Origin of the sequence: Pontibacter sp. BAB1700 (genome assembly GCF_000277005.1) — a bacterium.
In the GTDB taxonomy this organism is placed as follows: Bacteria; Bacteroidota; Bacteroidia; order Cytophagales; family Hymenobacteraceae; genus Pontibacter; species Pontibacter lucknowensis.
In genome coordinates, this window is record NZ_AKIS01000181.1 from 1 (window position 1) to 15,053 (window position 15,053).

Genomic DNA, 15,053 nt, shown 5'->3' on the forward strand with positions numbered 1-15,053 from the left:
TAGAACGTTTCGCTGTCGAAACCATACCGGAGCGTTGGTGTCACCTCAAAGCTGCGGCGCAAACTATCGTACTGGTGACGCAGCTTGCCGCTTAGGTTCACATTCCAACCCTCCACGGTGTTGTAGTACACGTTGGTGAACGTCGGGTCAATGTTGAGGCGAGTACGCGGTGAAAGCCTGTAACCTCCACCTGTCACGAGGTCCAGCGGCTTGAATTTCCGCTTCTTGATCACTTTGGTGGAATCCTTGCCGTCAGCTCGGCCGACCTGATCTGTGCCAGGGAGTCGTCGCGCTGATAGCCTCTGAGTTCCTTATCACTCAAGGGTACCGGGCGCACGGAATCCCAGTAGGCAGAGTCTCGCTTGGTAGCCAGCTTGTCAACTGTATACCTCCGCTCCGATACCACTTCCGGGTCTTTGCGCTCCTTCAATGCCTCCTTCTCCTGCTCCACAATCAGCTGTCGGAACTGTTTGCGGGTCAGCTTGTCCTGGTTGGCCAGTGCCTCCAGGTTCTGGTTTTTGCCTGTCGCTTTAATGGCGGCAATCGCCACCGGCACCTCCTCTACTTTTTCGTCAATGATCTCTTTTGGCGCCACCAGTTTTTTGTTGAGCACCACCTGGTAATCAGAGATGGAGGCCAGGTAGCGGAACTCTCCTCCGAAGCCCATCACTTTGCCCGAGAAATGGAACTGGTGTGTGGTCGGCATCCAGACAGTCGGAGCCACTTCGGCATAGTTTTGCTTCACCTTGATCGGGAAACCCATCATGCTGGTTTTGAGGTCGAGACTGTGTATGGCCCAGTAGCCCTCGATGATATAGATGTAACCCTCGAATACATTGTCGCCGCGGGAGCGTGGGGTTACTTTAATCTTGTTCACGTCGATGTTGCCTTCCTGAAAACTACCCTCGTACTGAAACTTGTAATAGGCGAAAGCAGAACGTGACAGCGGTGAAACCATCTCTACTACTTTATCATCATAGAAACTCGCACTCACAAACGACATCGGCGAAATGGTGCCCTTGTTGTCGCCGGAAGTTCGGATAGAGATCACCTTTTCCTCAAACTTGTTCGGCTGCGCAAACTTGATCTCACTCACCGACTCCACCGTATAAGCCTCGTTCAGTTTCACTCCTTCTTCTTTGAGCTTATTCTTCAGAAAGAAGGGGGCATTGGTTAGTTCGCCGGTGCCTTTCACGTATACCTTCATCATGTAACTGTCGTACTGCAGCAGGTGGTATTTCTTCTTGGCGATGGCCTTGCGCATGATGGTGTAAGCCGGGTCCTCCCCTTTGCCTTTCACCTGCACCTCTTTCAGCGCGAAGGACTGCTCACCCAGTCGAAAGTCCCGCTGTACCCACTTATCCGTGATCTCGACCTCCACCTGCTGCGCTTCGTAGCCGATGTACTTGACCACCACCGTGTGCTTACCTGCCGGAAGCTTGATCTCAAAATCGCCATTGGCGTTACTCGAGGAGCCGTTGTTGAGGTTGGTGATGTAGACCGAGGCAAAAGGCAGCGCCTCGCCCGTCTGGTTTTTGATGCTGCCGCGTATACCCTGGGCAGAAAGCGAAAGCTGTGACAGCAACAGTAAGAAGGTAAGCAAACAGCACAGATAGGGCGTAAAGTTAGTCTTCATAAAAAGGGATAAAGGTAGAAGCAGCGTATAAAAGAATACTTACCGCAATATATAGTTAAGATGCAATTTAACCTCCATCCGTTGCATGTTATTCTGAAAAAATTGAGGAAACCCCCATAAAAAAAACAGCTGCTATACCTGGTATTAGTGCTCAGGTATAGCAGCTGTTATGAAGGGTTGAATCGAAGAGCTTTGGTCTATTCTGTAGGCAGGTATAGCTTCAGTGTACCGGGCTTGAATGCCACTGAATCCAGGTGCCCCATTTTAGAGCGGTCTTTGGTGATCAGGTGCAGGTGCATAAAAGTGTCGTGATGGGTAAATACCGCTTTGTGTTCGGTCGAGAAAAAGCCCAGGATCTCTACCTGTTCATCAGCTAAGGTATAGTTCACCTGCCCCTCGTGAGCCTCGTCGGGTGAGCTGACAGTAGAACCTGCCGGCAGGTTGACGATATGGATAATAGCCTGCTCTACCTCTCCGCTTATTTTAAATGCAAAAGGCCGTTTGCTGGTTTGCGTCACATTATCCAGGTATAGCTCCAGCTGCTGCAAGGTGCGAATGGAATCGGGTAGTACTTGTTCACTCCAGCCCGGCACATGGGTATAGACAAAAAAGGGAGCCTTGGCGGAAAAGGTCTCTTCAACCTGCATTTTCGTGTCGCTGGTCACCACCGATTTATAAGCTCTGCCATCCAGGATCATCAATTCACCAGCCAGGTACTCTACAGGCCCCAGCCCCACCAGATGCTCTTTTTGTGAAATGGTATCCAGGTCAATCGTACCGGCCAGTTCTCCTTTCCACATCACGTTGCGCATGGCACCTACGACCTGCACCTCTTGCGGGGTTGTGGCAGTTTGTTGCGTCGGTTCGGAGGCACAGCTGCTCAGCATGAGTGAAGCCAGTGCCAGGGTGATTTTTACAGATTTCAAGGGCTTCATTATTTAGATCAGGGATTGACGTGCAAGATAATAAGAAAGCTTCAGTTAAACCTCCGCTGAGTTCTGGCCTTGGCCCAGTTGTTAAAATTCACGAACTCGAACGTGTGCGCTTTGTAGATCTCCTGATTCTTATCAGTTACTTTCAGGCGAAACAGGTAGTAATTCTTCTCATAATTCTGCACGGTCTGCTCAAAGGCATCAGTGCAGTTGCAGTCTTGTGCCTGAGCAGGAAGGGCAAATAAAAGCAGGGCAAGGCAGAGTGAATAACAGGTAAATTTGTCTCATAGATTTGTATGGTTGGCCATAGATGATGTTCAATTAAATATCCCACGAGCTTTAAACACTTCGTTCTTCTTTTTCTCAAACAGCTCCGCTATACTTTCCTCATTCAACCCTGTCCGGTTTCCGTTGTCGTGCTTCTTAACTGGGTCGTATTGATATTTTTGATGGTAGAGCTTGTTGTCCTTATCATATTTTGAAAGGTATAACAATACAGATTCGTAGTTCCCGAACATAGGGCGACCGTAATGGTGCTTTTGCGTGCAAAGAGCTATTGGACAGTAGTCTCTAATTTGAAAAAATACTTTACCGGACTTATATTTTTGTCTTTGTCTTCAATCACCACCTGAAAGGCATTACTTTGCTCTGGCAGCTTTACCTCAAAGGTAAATTCAGCGCTAACAGGATCTGTGTACTCCTGCACCTCCTTTGTCTTCTCATTTGTTATGCTGATTTTCTTTACCTCTTCCGGGCGGGTCACCATGGCGCTCAGAGTGGCCGTGTTACCGACAGCAGTAAAGACATCACCAACTCCCTCCCCGTCAATCGAAATGATTTTGAATTCGTGAGCAGTCTTTACTTTAAGCTGGAAATAGTCATCGTAATAAATACCATTACCTAATGTGGCTACAGCTAACTGAAGCGTGCCAGGATTAAAGCGCACAGCATTTGGCTGTTGCTCAATCAGACGGAACATTTTTTCCTGAAAGTAATGCGGTCCTTTTTTATCAGCCTGAACGTTAAGGTTATACAACGCTATTCTGTAGTCATGGCCCACACTTACCAGAACGTTGTTGTTACTGATATCCAGTGCAGATACCCAGTTGGAATGCGGGTGTTTTAACTTGGCAGTGTAAGCTGTTGCTTCTTTATCAGGCAAGTTCCAAAGGAGTATCCAACCGTCAAAACCAGCGCTGACAAGTTGGGTGCTGTCTTTGCTCAGGGCAAGCGCTTTTACCCAGTCTTTGTGTCCTTTGAGTGTCTTCAGAAGTTTCTTCGCCTGCAGATCCCATACTTTAATAGTTTTATCGGCACTGGCAGAAACCAGCAGGCCACCGTCGAGGCTGAACGTCAGATCTGTTATTTCTTTACCATGTACTTCGAAAGTATGGAGTAGTTCACCTGAATCAGCTTGCCATACCTGCACTTTTCTGTCTCTTCCTCCCAAAGCCACATATCTGCTATCAGGCTATAGGCAACTGCCAACAGAGCACCCTTTTGCTCGAAAGTGCGGATCACTTCTCTCTTTTCTACATCCCAGATCTTTGCGCTGTTGCCGTGCGCGGCAAGCAAGTGTCTGCTATCATTTGAGAAGTCCAGGTCCGTAACTGGTCCGACAGTATCGGAAAGCTTAAAACTGCTGCTGTCTTTGCCCAGCTGCCACAGCTGTATGTTATTATCATAGGCACCGGCCAGCAACAATCCGTCAGGAGAATAATCAATACTGTGCACCACCTTCCCCTGTAGGTCGAATGGCTTTAGCGTCTGATTTTGCGCGTTTGTAGCCAGGGCGGGTAAAAAAGCTGCTGCCAGAAATATCTTCTTCATCTAAAAAGCCCTCTTTTGTTTAAGTGTTCTCCAAATAAAACCACCCTCACCTGCAGCATGTTTAGCTTATCAGCCAACCTGTCTGTCTTGCTCTGATGTATCTGATTGTACCGTAGCTGCACAAAGACACCAAATTTTTCTGAATCCAGATACTTTAACCCGATCGCGGCCTCGTAGCCTAATGCGCCCAATGTACTTTTAGCAGCGGGTAAATTCCATGTTACCACGGTTGGAAGTACATCTCCTTTGGCGGGAGTACTGGCAATTACGTCACCTTTCTCCTGGCTAAACTGCAGCACGTTATACCCCAGGCCAGCATATACAAACGGAGAAAAACGGCTGTTATAATTTGTGAACGGGTAATAGGTAGCGCCCACGTAATGCTGTATTGCACTCAGTTGCTGCAAGGGAGAGGTTATATCGGCTCCGGGGCTGGTGTATTGCAGTTGTGTATCATCGAAAGTAAGGTAGCGCAGGCTATAGCTAGTCTCTACCACCTTCAGCAGTTTATTTGTCCCGACACTTGCTGAAAAGAAGTAACCTTCCCGCTCGGCTTTCTGTGAAATAGTAAACCCTTTGCTGTCAAAGCTGTGGCTTTCAGCAGCTGCTGCAAGTCCACCGCCTATCTTAACTTCTAACTGGTGAATATGCTGACCTTGAACCTGGTTGCAAAGCAGCAGGAGAAACGGCACCATAAAGGCTCCTAAAAATTTCTTCATGGTTATTCTTTTATGATCCAATCTCCATTTATAGTGTACACCAGCTCATTGTTCTGGTCTTTGTAATGCAGGCGATCGTACATTCCTCCATTGCTATTGATTAGATTAAATACATTTAGCTCCGCCGATCTGTAAATTTGAAAATCAACCGTTTCTAAGTAAATGTAAAAGTAGGGATGCCACCACCATGAATTAAACTCTCTGATGGGCACGTTTAGGTTTATGCTGAGCGGAAAATCATTTGTAGACACCACTTGCTCGTAATAAGTGGTAGGAAGTGGCCCGGCATACCCGCTGGGATAAAACTTTTTGAAAATAACTTTTACACGCTTACCCGGGTTGGCCTTTATCTCAGGCAAAGCATTTATTGTCAGTTTTTTAAGCCTGTATTCCAGCAGTGTCTCTGCTTCGGTTTCAACAGCTGTTGAAGTTATAGTCCCTTTGTGCAGGGGCGTTTCCAGAATGTAGGGAAGGTTCTGGTTGTGCTCAATTAAAGCATTATGGTTGTAGGCATTAATAATTTTGATCCAGTATTTCTGGGGAGCCAGGTTTTTGAAGGTCGCTGAATTTACGGGAGTGATAGTGCCTCCATTCTTGGGCCTTATGTCGGACAGACTCGCTGATGCTACAGGTGTTGCATAAGGTGTGCGCCAGGCCTCCTCAGAATCGTAGAGGTATACCATGGCTTTTTCCTTTCCATGCGTGTCGCTTTTCCGGCCCTTCCAATCGACAACCAGCAAGTTATCTTCTTCTTCTACAGGGTCTGCTTCCTGACTGAGCTGACAGCCTGCAAGAATAACTGCCAGCATTAAGGTTAGACTTGATCTGATCTTCATTGAGCGTAATAATAAGTTTGCATTATCGTTGAAGTAGTTAAAAAAATAGATAGCCATAGCGAGTATTTTCCGGAATGGGCAGGTCAAAGCTCCAATATCGAATTTTCTTATTAAACCCTTAGGGAGCCCCGGAATGCTCTTGCAGCATAGTAGGATTGTGCCCCGTTGTGGTAGACAAACACATTCCCGTATCGGAAATCGGCAAAGAGTGCACCGCCGAGCTGACGGATATCAGCCGGTGTTCTGATCCAGCTCGAAGTTTTCTGATCGAACCTGCCGAGCTTCTGCAGCTCCCGATACTCTTCTTCCGTCAATAGCGCTATGCCCATTTCAGCTGCCATATCCACGGCATTGTTTTCTGGCCGGTGCTCTTTTCTGGACTCAAGTCCTTCACGGTCGTAGCACACGCTTCGGCGTCCTTTGGGGCTCTCTGCTGCGCAGTCGTAAAGGATGTATTCTCCTGTCTGCTGATCATGCCCTACCACATCCGGCTCACCGCCAGTGCGCTCCATTTCGTGAAGCGACCATAGTTTAGCAGGGTTCGCCTCTAGTCTCGCTAGCACATCCGTCCAGGCTATACCTGCATGGCGCTGCATGTTCTTTTCAAAGCGAGCTTTCAGAGTGCTGAGTAATTCTTCCTGCTGTGCTGCAGATAAGACTTTTGTAGTTACTGTGGTCATATTCACTCAATTAAACTTATTGCTTCAAGGTAAAACCAACCGGTACCTTTAGTTTGTCAGAGTCATACATGTTGATGTAAAGAATGATAGGCTCTGCCAGACCTTCGTAGGTGATGCTATACTTGTCGAGCAGGCCACCGCCCATCATCCGTTTTTCGACTGAAAACTACAGCAGCTCCCAAGCCGGTGATAACTGATGGGTTCCCCATTAGGACCTGCCAAGGCGTTCAGGAATCGTCTTTCATTAAGCGGTCCCTCCGACTTATCAGCACCTCCGACCATGATCGGATTTTTGGTGTCATAGCCGTAGGTTTTGTCCTCGCTGACTTCTGCTATCACGAAAGTAGTTTCATCCAATAGCTTTTGCTGGTGCATCGGACTTCCGTAGTCAACCATCCCTTTAGCGGAGGTAATATTTGAAGTGGAGCCGGTATTTTTGGATGTACTGCAAGAGATTGCCAGAAAAGCGATGGGAATGAGATAGAGTTTTAGCTTCATATGGTTTGGTGTTGGATGGGTTTTTTGGGAACGGCTCTGCTAAACAACGGACGAAGCCGTCGGCTAAGACTGTTGTTTAGGTTTTGTTGGCAAAAGTTATTTTTGATTTATATCAGTTTCGAAAGCTTCAGTCTGTACTCTTGTATACTTGTCGGGTTCTATAGTAAGTACCAAAGCCGTGTCAATTAACACTGTTAAATCCTTTGAGTAATATTGTTTTACCCCAGCCTTTTCGACTGGCACAACTTCAAAACTTTTTGTATGAATCTCTTTACCTTGAATGCAACAAGTCTTTCCCTTAGCCCAAAAGGTTGAGGGGTTAAAACCTACAAGGCGTTTGTTAACATTATTACCGTCAGTATCAACAACGATAGCTCCGTATAGGTTTTATCGAAGGTCCATTGGTTAATATAGCCTATTCCGTTGCTATCAACTATTAGTATGTTGTCATCAACATCTGACAAAACAAGAGTCACTTCACCATTATAGCCCTTTGGGATAGTAATCTTCAATGTCGGAGAGTATAACTGGTAGTGGAATATCAAAAAAGATACTGCTGAAGCAACTGAAAACAGAGTAAAAAAGGAATATTTTTTTATTAACAACCTTAGGACGCCAGCAACAATCAAACATCCTAAAACAATGGCAACTATAAGCATACTTCCTAAAACTAAACCAGAAAGAATCATTCCACCTGGTACGTCAACCAACTTCACAAGCAAGCTGATTAACAATAAGGCGGAAATAAATCCTATGGTTTTTTTTAGTTTTCTGTCATTCATAATTATTGCCAACTAGAGAATAGCAGGAATACCTACTCCTACTAGCTGCACTATACCTGGTGAATTCCACCTACCTCTTTGCCACCAAAACCTACCTCACATATATATAGCACCTACCCAATATAAACAATTCCTTGAAATTTTACTCCAGTATTTACAATAATTATAGTTAAACCTCCTTCTTTTGATAGCCTGTATCACTAGCCCTACTACCCACATCAGCAGCTCCTCCTAAATATTATTATCCTAACAAAATTCACCCTTTCATTTCTTTTTTACTCACGCTTTTCCTGACACGCATCTTTAAACAATTTGTACAAAAACCACACATCATTTTAGCTAATCCTCGCCCTTAAGACTACTTTTAGCTACTAAAACAAGCTTTTCAGCAGAATTTTGAGTATATTCATAATCAGCGATACTTATAGTCCATACTTAAACTTATACTATTCTAATACATGCACATACTTGATCTCACCATTTTTGTGCTCTACATGCTGGCCATGTTGGGCGTTGGATTTTACTTCCTCAAAAAGAACCAGGGTGCAGACGATTATTATGTGGGTGGCAGAGGCATGGGCAGCGGACACATTGGTCTGTCTGTAGTGGCAACGGATGTGGGCGGCGGCTTCTCCATCGGCTTGGGCGGACTAGGTTTTGTGATGGGCCTTTCAGGTGCCTGGATGCTGTTCACAGGACTGCTCGGTGCCTGGCTGGCGGCAGTTTTTCTTATACCTAAGGTCAAGCGCAATCTTGCTTTTGACAAATTTCTCACCTTCCCCCAGATATTCGGGCACTACTTCAATGCTCGTGTGGCGCTGCTGGCGGGCATCATCTCGGCCATTGGCTATACCGGCTTTACCAGTTCCCAAATACTGGCCGGAGCAAAGCTGGCAAGTGGCACATTCGCTAACCTCGACCTCAACACGGCCCTGCTGATCATGGGCATCATAGCAGTGGTCTATACCGTGATGGGAGGCCTCAAAGCAGTGATCTATACCGATACTGTGCAGTGGGCGATCCTGATGGGCGGACTCATCTTCATCGGTATACCTGTTTCCTTTCTGGCAGTCGGAGGCGGTGTGGAACAGATCGGCTTTGGGCAGCTCACAGATTTTGCCTGGATATCGGCGCAGTCGGGTCGCAGCATGGAAGCCATCCGCAGCACCCTGCCAGCAGAATTTCTGACGCTGACTAACATCACTTGGCAGCAGATCGTGAACTGGGCCATTACCATTATCCCGATCTGGTTTGTGGGCATGACCCTCTACCAACGCATATACGCCTGCCGCGACGAGAAAACGGCTAAACGTGCCTGGTACCTGGCAGGTTTGTTTGAGTGGCCGATCATGGCCTTTATGGGCGTGAGCTGGGTATACTGGCACGCGTGGCTGCGGAACAAGGTATGTTTGAGGCACTTGGAGTGGGCGCGGATGTAGATCCTGAATCAGGATTGCCGATGCTCCTGCGTTCGGTACTACCGGTTGGCCTGATGGGATTGATGCTCTCGGCTTATTTCTCAGCGATTCTGTCAACAGCCGACAGCTGCCTGATGGCTTCGTCGGGAAACATTGTAACCGATGTAATCGGCCATTTCACGAAGTTTGACCCGGATTCACCCAGGATGCTACGCCTGTCGCAACTGACCACACTGCTGGTGGGAGCCTTTGCGCTTTGGCTGGCTACTACCATGACCAACGTGCTCGATCTGATGCTCTACTCCTACGCTTTCATGGTGTCGGGCCTGTTTGTGCCGATCATCGGGGCTTTGTTTTGGAAGTCGCCGCAGCAGTGTGGCTGCATTCTGGGCGATGCTGGTGGGTGGCTTTACCACCATCCTGCTGCAGGTAACCATGAATGCCGAAGGCATCGTACACATGCCGTGGCTCGACCTGAGCTTTGGCTTGCCTTATGGCCTCGACCCCAATTTATTTGGCCTCACGGCTTCCCTTGTGCTTTACATTACGTTAACTATACTATACCCCAATAAAACTGGAAAAGAAAAATGGCAGAAAACAACTCCGTCCAATACGAGATCCACACCCCTACCAATCACCAGCAACTAAAACGCGACGAGGTACTTGACTTCCTCTTTGAGCACCTAGACCAGTACGGCGACGCCCGCGAAGACATCGCCAAGTGCATGGACTATGCGCTTTCGGATGCAGAGGGCAAAGGCGGATCGGTGATCGTAGCCCGTGAAGCTGGCAAGGTAGTGGGGGCGCTGATTCTGAACAATACCGGCATGAGCGGGTATATACCGGAGAACATACTCGTATACGTAGCCGTGCATGGCAACCAGCGTGGCAAAGGCGTTGGCAAGAAACTGGTGCAGCTGGCCTCCGAAACTGCCGATGGCAGCATCGCGCTGCATGTGGAGCCCGACAATCCGGCTCGCCACCTTTACGAAAAAATGGGCTTCACCAACAAATATTTAGAATACAGACTTATCAGATAATACAATGGCAGTCTTAAAACTGTGCCGCTCCAAACTCAGACACAATTACAACCACATCGACCGGGTGCTCCGCGAAAGGAACATCGACTGGGGCATCGTCACCAAGCTGCTTTGCGGCGAAGAGACTTTCCTGAAGGAGGTGCTTGCCCTCGGCGTAAAGGAGGTGCACGACTCCAGGGTGACCAACCTGATCGCAATCAAGAACATGGCACCCGATGTGCAAACCGTATACATCAAACCCGCACCGAAGCAAAGCATTCCCGACATTATCAAATATGCCGACGTGAGCTTTGAGACAGAGCTCGACATTATCCGGCTGCTGTCTGAAGAGGCTGAGCGGCAGAACAGAACGCATAAGGTCATCATCATGATTGAGATGGGTGACCTGCGGGAAGGTGTGATGGGTGATGACCTGGTGGATTTCTACGAGCAGATCTTCAACCTGCCCGGCATCTCCGTCATCGGGCTTGGTGCCAACTTCAACTGCCTCCACGGCGTGATGCCCACACAGGACAAACTGATTCAGCTGAGCCTGTACAAGCAAATCATCGAAGCGAAGTTCAACATTGAAATCCCCTGGGTGTCGGGTGGAACCTCGGTAACCATTCCGCTGCTCTTCAACCATCAGATGCCAAAGGGCATCAACCATTTCCGGATTGGAGAGGCCTTGTTTTTCGGACTCAACCTGTTTACCGGCGAAACCTTTGAAGGCATGCACGACGATGTGTTTGAGCTTAGCGCCGAGATCATCGAGCTGAACGAAAAGCCCATGATCCCGATCGGTATGCTGGCGGAGAACCCAAGTGGCGAGAGTTTTGAAATTGACGAGAGTCTCTATGGCAAAACCTCACACCGTGCCATCCTGGATGTGGGACTGCTGGACATCAACCCGAAGTATCTTATACCCAAAGACGATGGTATGAGCGTAGTGGGTGCCAGCTCTGACATGCTGGTGGTGGAGCTCGGCGTAAACGAACAGAATTACAAGGTGGGCGATGTGCTGAACTTTAACCTGAAGTACATGGGGGCACTCAGCATCATGAACTCCCGCTATATCGCCAAAGAAGTGGTAGAATAGCAGATTAAGGTATAGCAGCTCCAAAACCTTTCAGGACTTGCTACGTCTCTAAGGTGAATATGAATATCGCTATTCCTTTATACCTTGGCTGCTGAACCCACTTTGCTCACTCGCATAACCTACTCCTTCGAAAAGTTCGAACAGGTGCTGGTGCGTGGAGGTACCCTGACACTGGTTGTTGCGCTTCTGGCTCTGTCCTGGCTCAACTCTCCCTGGGGCGCCTCCTGGCTATACCTGTGGGAAAATCCGCTGACCATTTCATATGGGACCTACACTATAGCCAAGCCGATCGGCTCTTGGGTGCAGCAGGTTTTGTTGCCCCTGGTCTACCTCATACTTGGCATGGAACTGAAACGTGTGCTGCGAGTGGGTAAGCTGAAGGAACGGACTTCCATGATTTTTGCCCTGGCAGCCGCTTTGGGAGGTATGCTTATCCCAGTTGCGATCTACCTATACCTGGTTCCCCCTGCTGCGCAGGCAGGCTGGCCGGTAGTGGCCACTGCCGATGCGGCGGCAGTTCTGGCACTGTTGGCGCTGGCAAGTAATTCATTGCCGCTTTCCCTGCGTGCGTTTCTGTCGTCCACCGCGATCATGCAAGGTATAGGCAGTTTGTTGCTTAGTCAGGTGCTTTATACCTCCATCCAAAACCTGCTGGCCCTTTCGGTTGCCACCGGTGTGTTTGGCCTGCTCGTGGTGCTACGGGCGCTTCGCAACCGTACCATGTGGCTATACCTTTTGCTGGGCCTTGTCATGCTGGTGAGTTTTCTGCTGGCAGGTGTGCAGGGGGCCGTAGCAGGTGTATTGCTGGCGCTGGTCATACCTATCCACTCGCGGGTGAGAGAAGAAGACTTTGTAACCTCCACTGATACCGTAATGGGGCAGCTCCATGCCCTGCGCATGATGAAGCGCCCGGAACCCGGCGAAGAGATGGAGGAAGATTTTCAGGCGGCTGTTCATACCCTGCGGGCTAACTGCACAAAAGCCCTGTCACCGCTGCGGCGTTTGCAGCAAAGGCTCCTGCCCTGGGCTTCCTACCTGGCAATGCCCCTTTTTGCGCTGGCTTTTGTGCCCTTCGCTTATAACAGCTTTGCCTGGCGTGACTTGCTTGGCCCCGTACCCATGGGTGTATTCCTCGCCCTGGTCCTCGGCAAACCAATCGGTGTACTGCTTTTTGTCTGGCTGCTTTCACTCACAGGTGTAGCACATAAACCTCCCGGGCTGCACTGGGGACAACTGACTGGCGGCGCTTTGCTGCTGGGTGCTGGTTTTATACTGTCGCTTTTCCAGGCGCAGCAGGCTTTTGCTATCCCGGAGCAGCTCACGCTTGTGAAGATCAGTATTTATGCTGCCTCAGCACTGGCTGGTGTGTTCGGAATGTTGGTATTGTCAGTAGCTGGCAAGCAAAAAGACCTGCCACACCCTAAGGTATAGCAGGTCTTTAAACGCTATAGTGTTTCTGCTTTAGAAGCAGGTATAAGCAGTTATTAATCGTTGCCCAGGAGAGCATCCAGGAAACCAAGCTCTTCTTTTTCCTTTTTATAGACAATCATAGGCATGTCGTCGTTGTGGCGCAGGATTTTCTCTGTCACGCTGCCCAGCACAAAGAGAGCGGCGGCTGACTTTCCTTTGGCGCCAATCACCAGCATGTCGGCTCTGGCGCGCTTTGCCTCCACTACGATCAGTTCACCTACATCATCCTCGTTTTCCTGCTTCACAAGTCGCAGTGTGGCACGGTCACGCAGCTCAGGGAAACGGGCCAGTACCTGCTCAAACTTGTCGCGGGCAAAGCCTTTCATGCGCTCGTCAAAGTCCTCGTAGCTGATGCCCAGCGTAATGTAGCCGGTTGGCACTTCGTAAACATGCAGACAGGTAATGCGCACTTCCGGTCTTGTAAGCGCTGAGTGCAGGATGCGGTCGAGCGCCATCAAGGAGTATTCAGAAAAGTCAACACTGACCATGATGTGGTTCAGGATCGGATCTTCATTCTCGGGCACGAACAGTACGCTCACGCGGCCACTGCGCAGGATCTTCTGGGCCAGTACGCCACTTCCGCGCAAATGGAACTTGCGGCCTACGACTACCATGTCGATCTGCTTTTCTTTCGACCAGTGCAACAGCTCCTTCAGCGGAGATCCCTCCACTACCTGCACTTCTACTTTCGATCGTTGCTCCGGTCCGAAGTAACTGTAAATCTTCTCCTCCATGGCCACACGGATTTTCTCATCGGCAGCCATGCCGTTCGGAATTCCCTTCAGCACCTCTGCAGGTATATCAAGGCTTTTCTCGGCGTGGATAAAGTATACTTTCTCTATTTCAGAAATGGAGCAAAGAAATGCGGTGTAGGAGATTAGGGTATCGTCCATTTCCGTCAGGTCGAGCCCCACCATAATACGTTTCAGCGTGTTCATGATGATGTTTTGGTTTTGGGTTATCGTTTGCTGCGCTTGTCCTTTTCCTGCTCTCCCTCTCAATTTCGACCCTGACGTAACAATAAATGCGCAGATTGGTACTAAGTGTTAAATCAGCTACGAAATTAACAAGGATACATTTACAAACTAAGCATTTTTGATGTTTTTAGCTATACTCGCAGGTTTCCTGTTGGCATTTGCCGCGCCTATGCTTTATCGCTGGCTCGGCAAATGGGTATACGTGCCCATGGCCCTGCTGCCCTTATCTATTTTTATATACCTGCTCACACTGGCTCCTGCCGTGCTGGGAGGCAACAATTTAGGCGAAGTGCAACAATGGGCTCCCTCTCTCAACATCAACCTGCACTTCTTTCTGGACGGACTCAGCCTGCTCTTTGCCCTGCTGATCACGGGCTTCGGTACACTCATTATGATATACGCGGGCGGCTACCTGAAAGGTCATCCCCTGCTTGGGCGTTTCTACCTGTACCTGACGCTGTTCATGACGGCAATGCTGGGACTGGTACTCGCAGGCAATATCATCTCGCTCTTCATTTTCTGGGAACTAACCAGTATCAGCTCTTACCTGCTTATCGGCTTCGGGCATGACAAGGAAACGTCCCGCAGCTCAGCCCTGCAGGCACTCCTGGTTACCGGACTTGGGGGACTGGCCCTAATGGCTGGCCTGATCCTGGTAGGCATGGCTGGCGAAACCTATACGCTGAGCGAACTGCTGGAGCGGGGGCATGTGGTGACACAGCATGCGCTATACCTGCCGGCACTCGTGCTGATCCTGCTGGGTGCTTTTACCAAGTCGGCCCAGTTTCCATTTCACTTCTGGCTACCTAATGCCATGGCGGCGCCCACACCTGTCAGTGCCTACCTGCACTCAGCCACGATGGTGAAAGCGGGCGTATACCTGCTGGCCCGACTTACCCCCGTCATGGGAGGCACAGACGAATGGCAGTATACCTTAATGCTGATCGGTGGCATCACGACCATACTTGGTGCCCTGCTCGCCACCCAGCATGTTGATCTCAAAGCGATTCTTGCCTACACCACCATCAGCGCACTGGGTCTGCTGGTGACCATGACAGGTATCGGCACTGCTCCTGCACTGGAGGCAATGGTAGTGTTTCTGCTGGCACATGCGCTCTACAAAGGCACCTTCTTCCTGGTGGCCGGCAACGTGGACC

The 15,053-nt window shown here is 49.2% G+C and carries 16 protein-coding genes and 1 pseudogene; 5 read left to right on the plus strand and 12 right to left on the minus strand.

Annotation, left to right across the window (positions count from 1 at the left end; all coding sequences use genetic code 11):
• The 11 genes from O71_RS26700 to O71_RS18455 form a co-directional block, all read right to left on the minus strand.
• The coding region (locus O71_RS26700; protein ID WP_007659957.1) for a DUF5686 family protein at nucleotides 1–233 on the minus strand (233 nt) is incomplete at its 3' end.
• Nucleotides 230–1,636 carry a DUF5686 and carboxypeptidase regulatory-like domain-containing protein gene (locus tag O71_RS18410; protein ID WP_255345421.1) on the minus strand — a complete coding sequence of 469 codons (1,407 nt, stop codon included), beginning with the start codon at nucleotides 1,634–1,636 and terminating at the stop codon, nucleotides 230–232. The genes O71_RS26700 and O71_RS18410, both read right to left, overlap by 4 nt.
• 197 nt (nucleotides 1,637–1,833) lie before the next feature.
• Nucleotides 1,834–2,562, minus strand: coding sequence for an acetolactate decarboxylase (locus tag O71_RS18415; RefSeq protein ID WP_007659969.1), 729 nt, complete (start codon nucleotides 2,560–2,562; stop codon nucleotides 1,834–1,836).
• A gap of 559 nt (nucleotides 2,563–3,121) precedes the next feature.
• The gene (locus tag O71_RS22090) at nucleotides 3,122–4,018 is read right to left on the minus strand and encodes a WD40 repeat domain-containing protein (RefSeq protein WP_071530905.1); all 897 of its coding nucleotides are present in this window, start codon (nucleotides 4,016–4,018) and stop codon (nucleotides 3,122–3,124) included.
• Entirely contained in the window at nucleotides 3,931–4,398 is a 468-nt protein-coding gene (locus O71_RS18430) for a WD40 repeat domain-containing protein (protein WP_007659972.1), read from the minus strand. The genes O71_RS22090 and O71_RS18430 overlap by 88 nt, the downstream gene beginning before the upstream one ends.
• Nucleotides 4,395–5,117, minus strand: a complete 723-nt coding sequence (locus O71_RS18435; protein WP_007659973.1) for an outer membrane beta-barrel protein — start codon at nucleotides 5,115–5,117, stop codon at nucleotides 4,395–4,397. The genes O71_RS18430 and O71_RS18435 overlap by 4 nt, the downstream gene beginning before the upstream one ends.
• A gap of 2 nt (nucleotides 5,118–5,119) precedes the next feature.
• Nucleotides 5,120–5,926, minus strand: a complete 807-nt coding sequence (locus tag O71_RS18440; protein ID WP_007659974.1) for a hypothetical protein — start codon at nucleotides 5,924–5,926, stop codon at nucleotides 5,120–5,122.
• 137 nt (nucleotides 5,927–6,063) lie between these two features.
• Nucleotides 6,064–6,633 (minus strand): DUF4256 domain-containing protein, encoded by a 570-nt coding sequence (locus O71_RS18445; protein ID WP_007659975.1) that lies wholly within the window; start codon nucleotides 6,631–6,633, stop codon nucleotides 6,064–6,066.
• Nucleotides 6,634–6,649: 16 nt separating this feature from the next.
• Nucleotides 6,650–6,781: a hypothetical protein gene (locus O71_RS26705; protein ID WP_255345422.1), complete on the minus strand. Its 132-nt coding sequence runs from the start codon at nucleotides 6,779–6,781 to the stop codon at nucleotides 6,650–6,652.
• Nucleotides 6,778–7,131 (minus strand): hypothetical protein, encoded by a 354-nt coding sequence (locus O71_RS18450; RefSeq protein WP_051017808.1) that lies wholly within the window; start codon nucleotides 7,129–7,131, stop codon nucleotides 6,778–6,780. Before O71_RS18450 ends, O71_RS26705 begins: the two co-directional genes overlap by 4 nt.
• 326 nt (nucleotides 7,132–7,457) lie before the next feature.
• Nucleotides 7,458–7,913, minus strand: a complete 456-nt coding sequence (locus tag O71_RS18455) for a hypothetical protein (RefSeq protein ID WP_007659976.1) — start codon at nucleotides 7,911–7,913, stop codon at nucleotides 7,458–7,460.
• Between the two features lie 458 nt (nucleotides 7,914–8,371).
• Between O71_RS18455 and O71_RS18460 the strand changes: the two are divergent.
• The 4 genes and pseudogenes from O71_RS18460 (at nucleotide 8,372) to O71_RS18475 (ending at nucleotide 12,880) form a co-directional block, all read left to right on the plus strand.
• A pseudogene (locus O71_RS18460) lies at nucleotides 8,372–9,979 on the plus strand (sodium:solute symporter).
• On the plus strand, nucleotides 9,919–10,371 hold the full coding sequence (locus tag O71_RS18465; RefSeq protein WP_007659977.1) for a GNAT family N-acetyltransferase: 453 nt from the start codon (nucleotides 9,919–9,921) through the stop codon (nucleotides 10,369–10,371). The pseudogene O71_RS18460 and the gene O71_RS18465 overlap by 61 nt, the downstream one beginning before the upstream one ends.
• A 4-nt stretch (nucleotides 10,372–10,375) precedes the next feature.
• The gene (locus tag O71_RS18470) at nucleotides 10,376–11,449 is read left to right on the plus strand and encodes an alanine racemase (protein ID WP_007659978.1); all 1,074 of its coding nucleotides are present in this window, start codon (nucleotides 10,376–10,378) and stop codon (nucleotides 11,447–11,449) included.
• A 102-nt stretch (nucleotides 11,450–11,551) separates the two neighbouring features.
• Complete coding sequence (locus O71_RS18475; RefSeq protein WP_007659980.1) at nucleotides 11,552–12,880, plus strand: Na+/H+ antiporter NhaA; 1,329 nt, start codon at nucleotides 11,552–11,554, stop codon at nucleotides 12,878–12,880.
• A gap of 53 nt (nucleotides 12,881–12,933) precedes the next feature.
• Here O71_RS18475 and O71_RS18480 read toward each other — a convergent pair whose 3' ends face one another.
• Entirely contained in the window at nucleotides 12,934–13,857 is a 924-nt protein-coding gene (locus O71_RS18480; protein ID WP_007659982.1) for a universal stress protein, read from the minus strand.
• Nucleotides 13,858–14,017: 160 nt separating this feature from the next.
• On the opposite strand from O71_RS18480, the gene O71_RS18485 reads away from it, so the two are divergent.
• A partial coding sequence (locus O71_RS18485) for a proton-conducting transporter membrane subunit (RefSeq protein ID WP_007659984.1) occupies nucleotides 14,018–15,053 on the plus strand: 1,036 nt, incomplete at its 3' end.

Excerpts from the sequence above, each read along its gene's own strand:
- O71_RS18410 (WP_255345421.1), bottom strand. The coding sequence starts at position 1,636 with ATGAAGACTAACTTTACGCCCTATCTGTGCTGTTTGCTTACCTTCTTA.
- O71_RS18480 (WP_007659982.1), bottom strand. The coding sequence starts at position 13,857 with ATGAACACGCTGAAACGTATTATGGTGGGGCTCGACCTGACGGAAATG.
- O71_RS18445 (WP_007659975.1), bottom strand. The coding sequence starts at position 6,633 with ATGACCACAGTAACTACAAAAGTCTTATCTGCAGCACAGCAGGAAGAA.
- O71_RS18470 (WP_007659978.1), top strand. The coding sequence starts at position 10,376 with ATGGCAGTCTTAAAACTGTGCCGCTCCAAACTCAGACACAATTACAAC.
- O71_RS18440 (WP_007659974.1), bottom strand. The coding sequence starts at position 5,926 with ATGCTGGCAGTTATTCTTGCAGGCTGTCAGCTCAGTCAGGAAGCAGAC.
- O71_RS18455 (WP_007659976.1), bottom strand. The coding sequence starts at position 7,913 with ATGAATGACAGAAAACTAAAAAAAACCATAGGATTTATTTCCGCCTTA.
- O71_RS18430 (WP_007659972.1), bottom strand. The coding sequence starts at position 4,398 with ATGAAGAAGATATTTCTGGCAGCAGCTTTTTTACCCGCCCTGGCTACA.
- O71_RS26705 (WP_255345422.1), bottom strand. The coding sequence starts at position 6,781 with ATGATGGGCGGTGGCCTGCTCGACAAGTATAGCATCACCTACGAAGGT.
- O71_RS18435 (WP_007659973.1), bottom strand. The coding sequence starts at position 5,117 with ATGAAGAAATTTTTAGGAGCCTTTATGGTGCCGTTTCTCCTGCTGCTT.
- O71_RS18465 (WP_007659977.1), top strand. The coding sequence starts at position 9,919 with ATGGCAGAAAACAACTCCGTCCAATACGAGATCCACACCCCTACCAAT.
- O71_RS18450 (WP_051017808.1), bottom strand. The coding sequence starts at position 7,131 with ATGAAGCTAAAACTCTATCTCATTCCCATCGCTTTTCTGGCAATCTCT.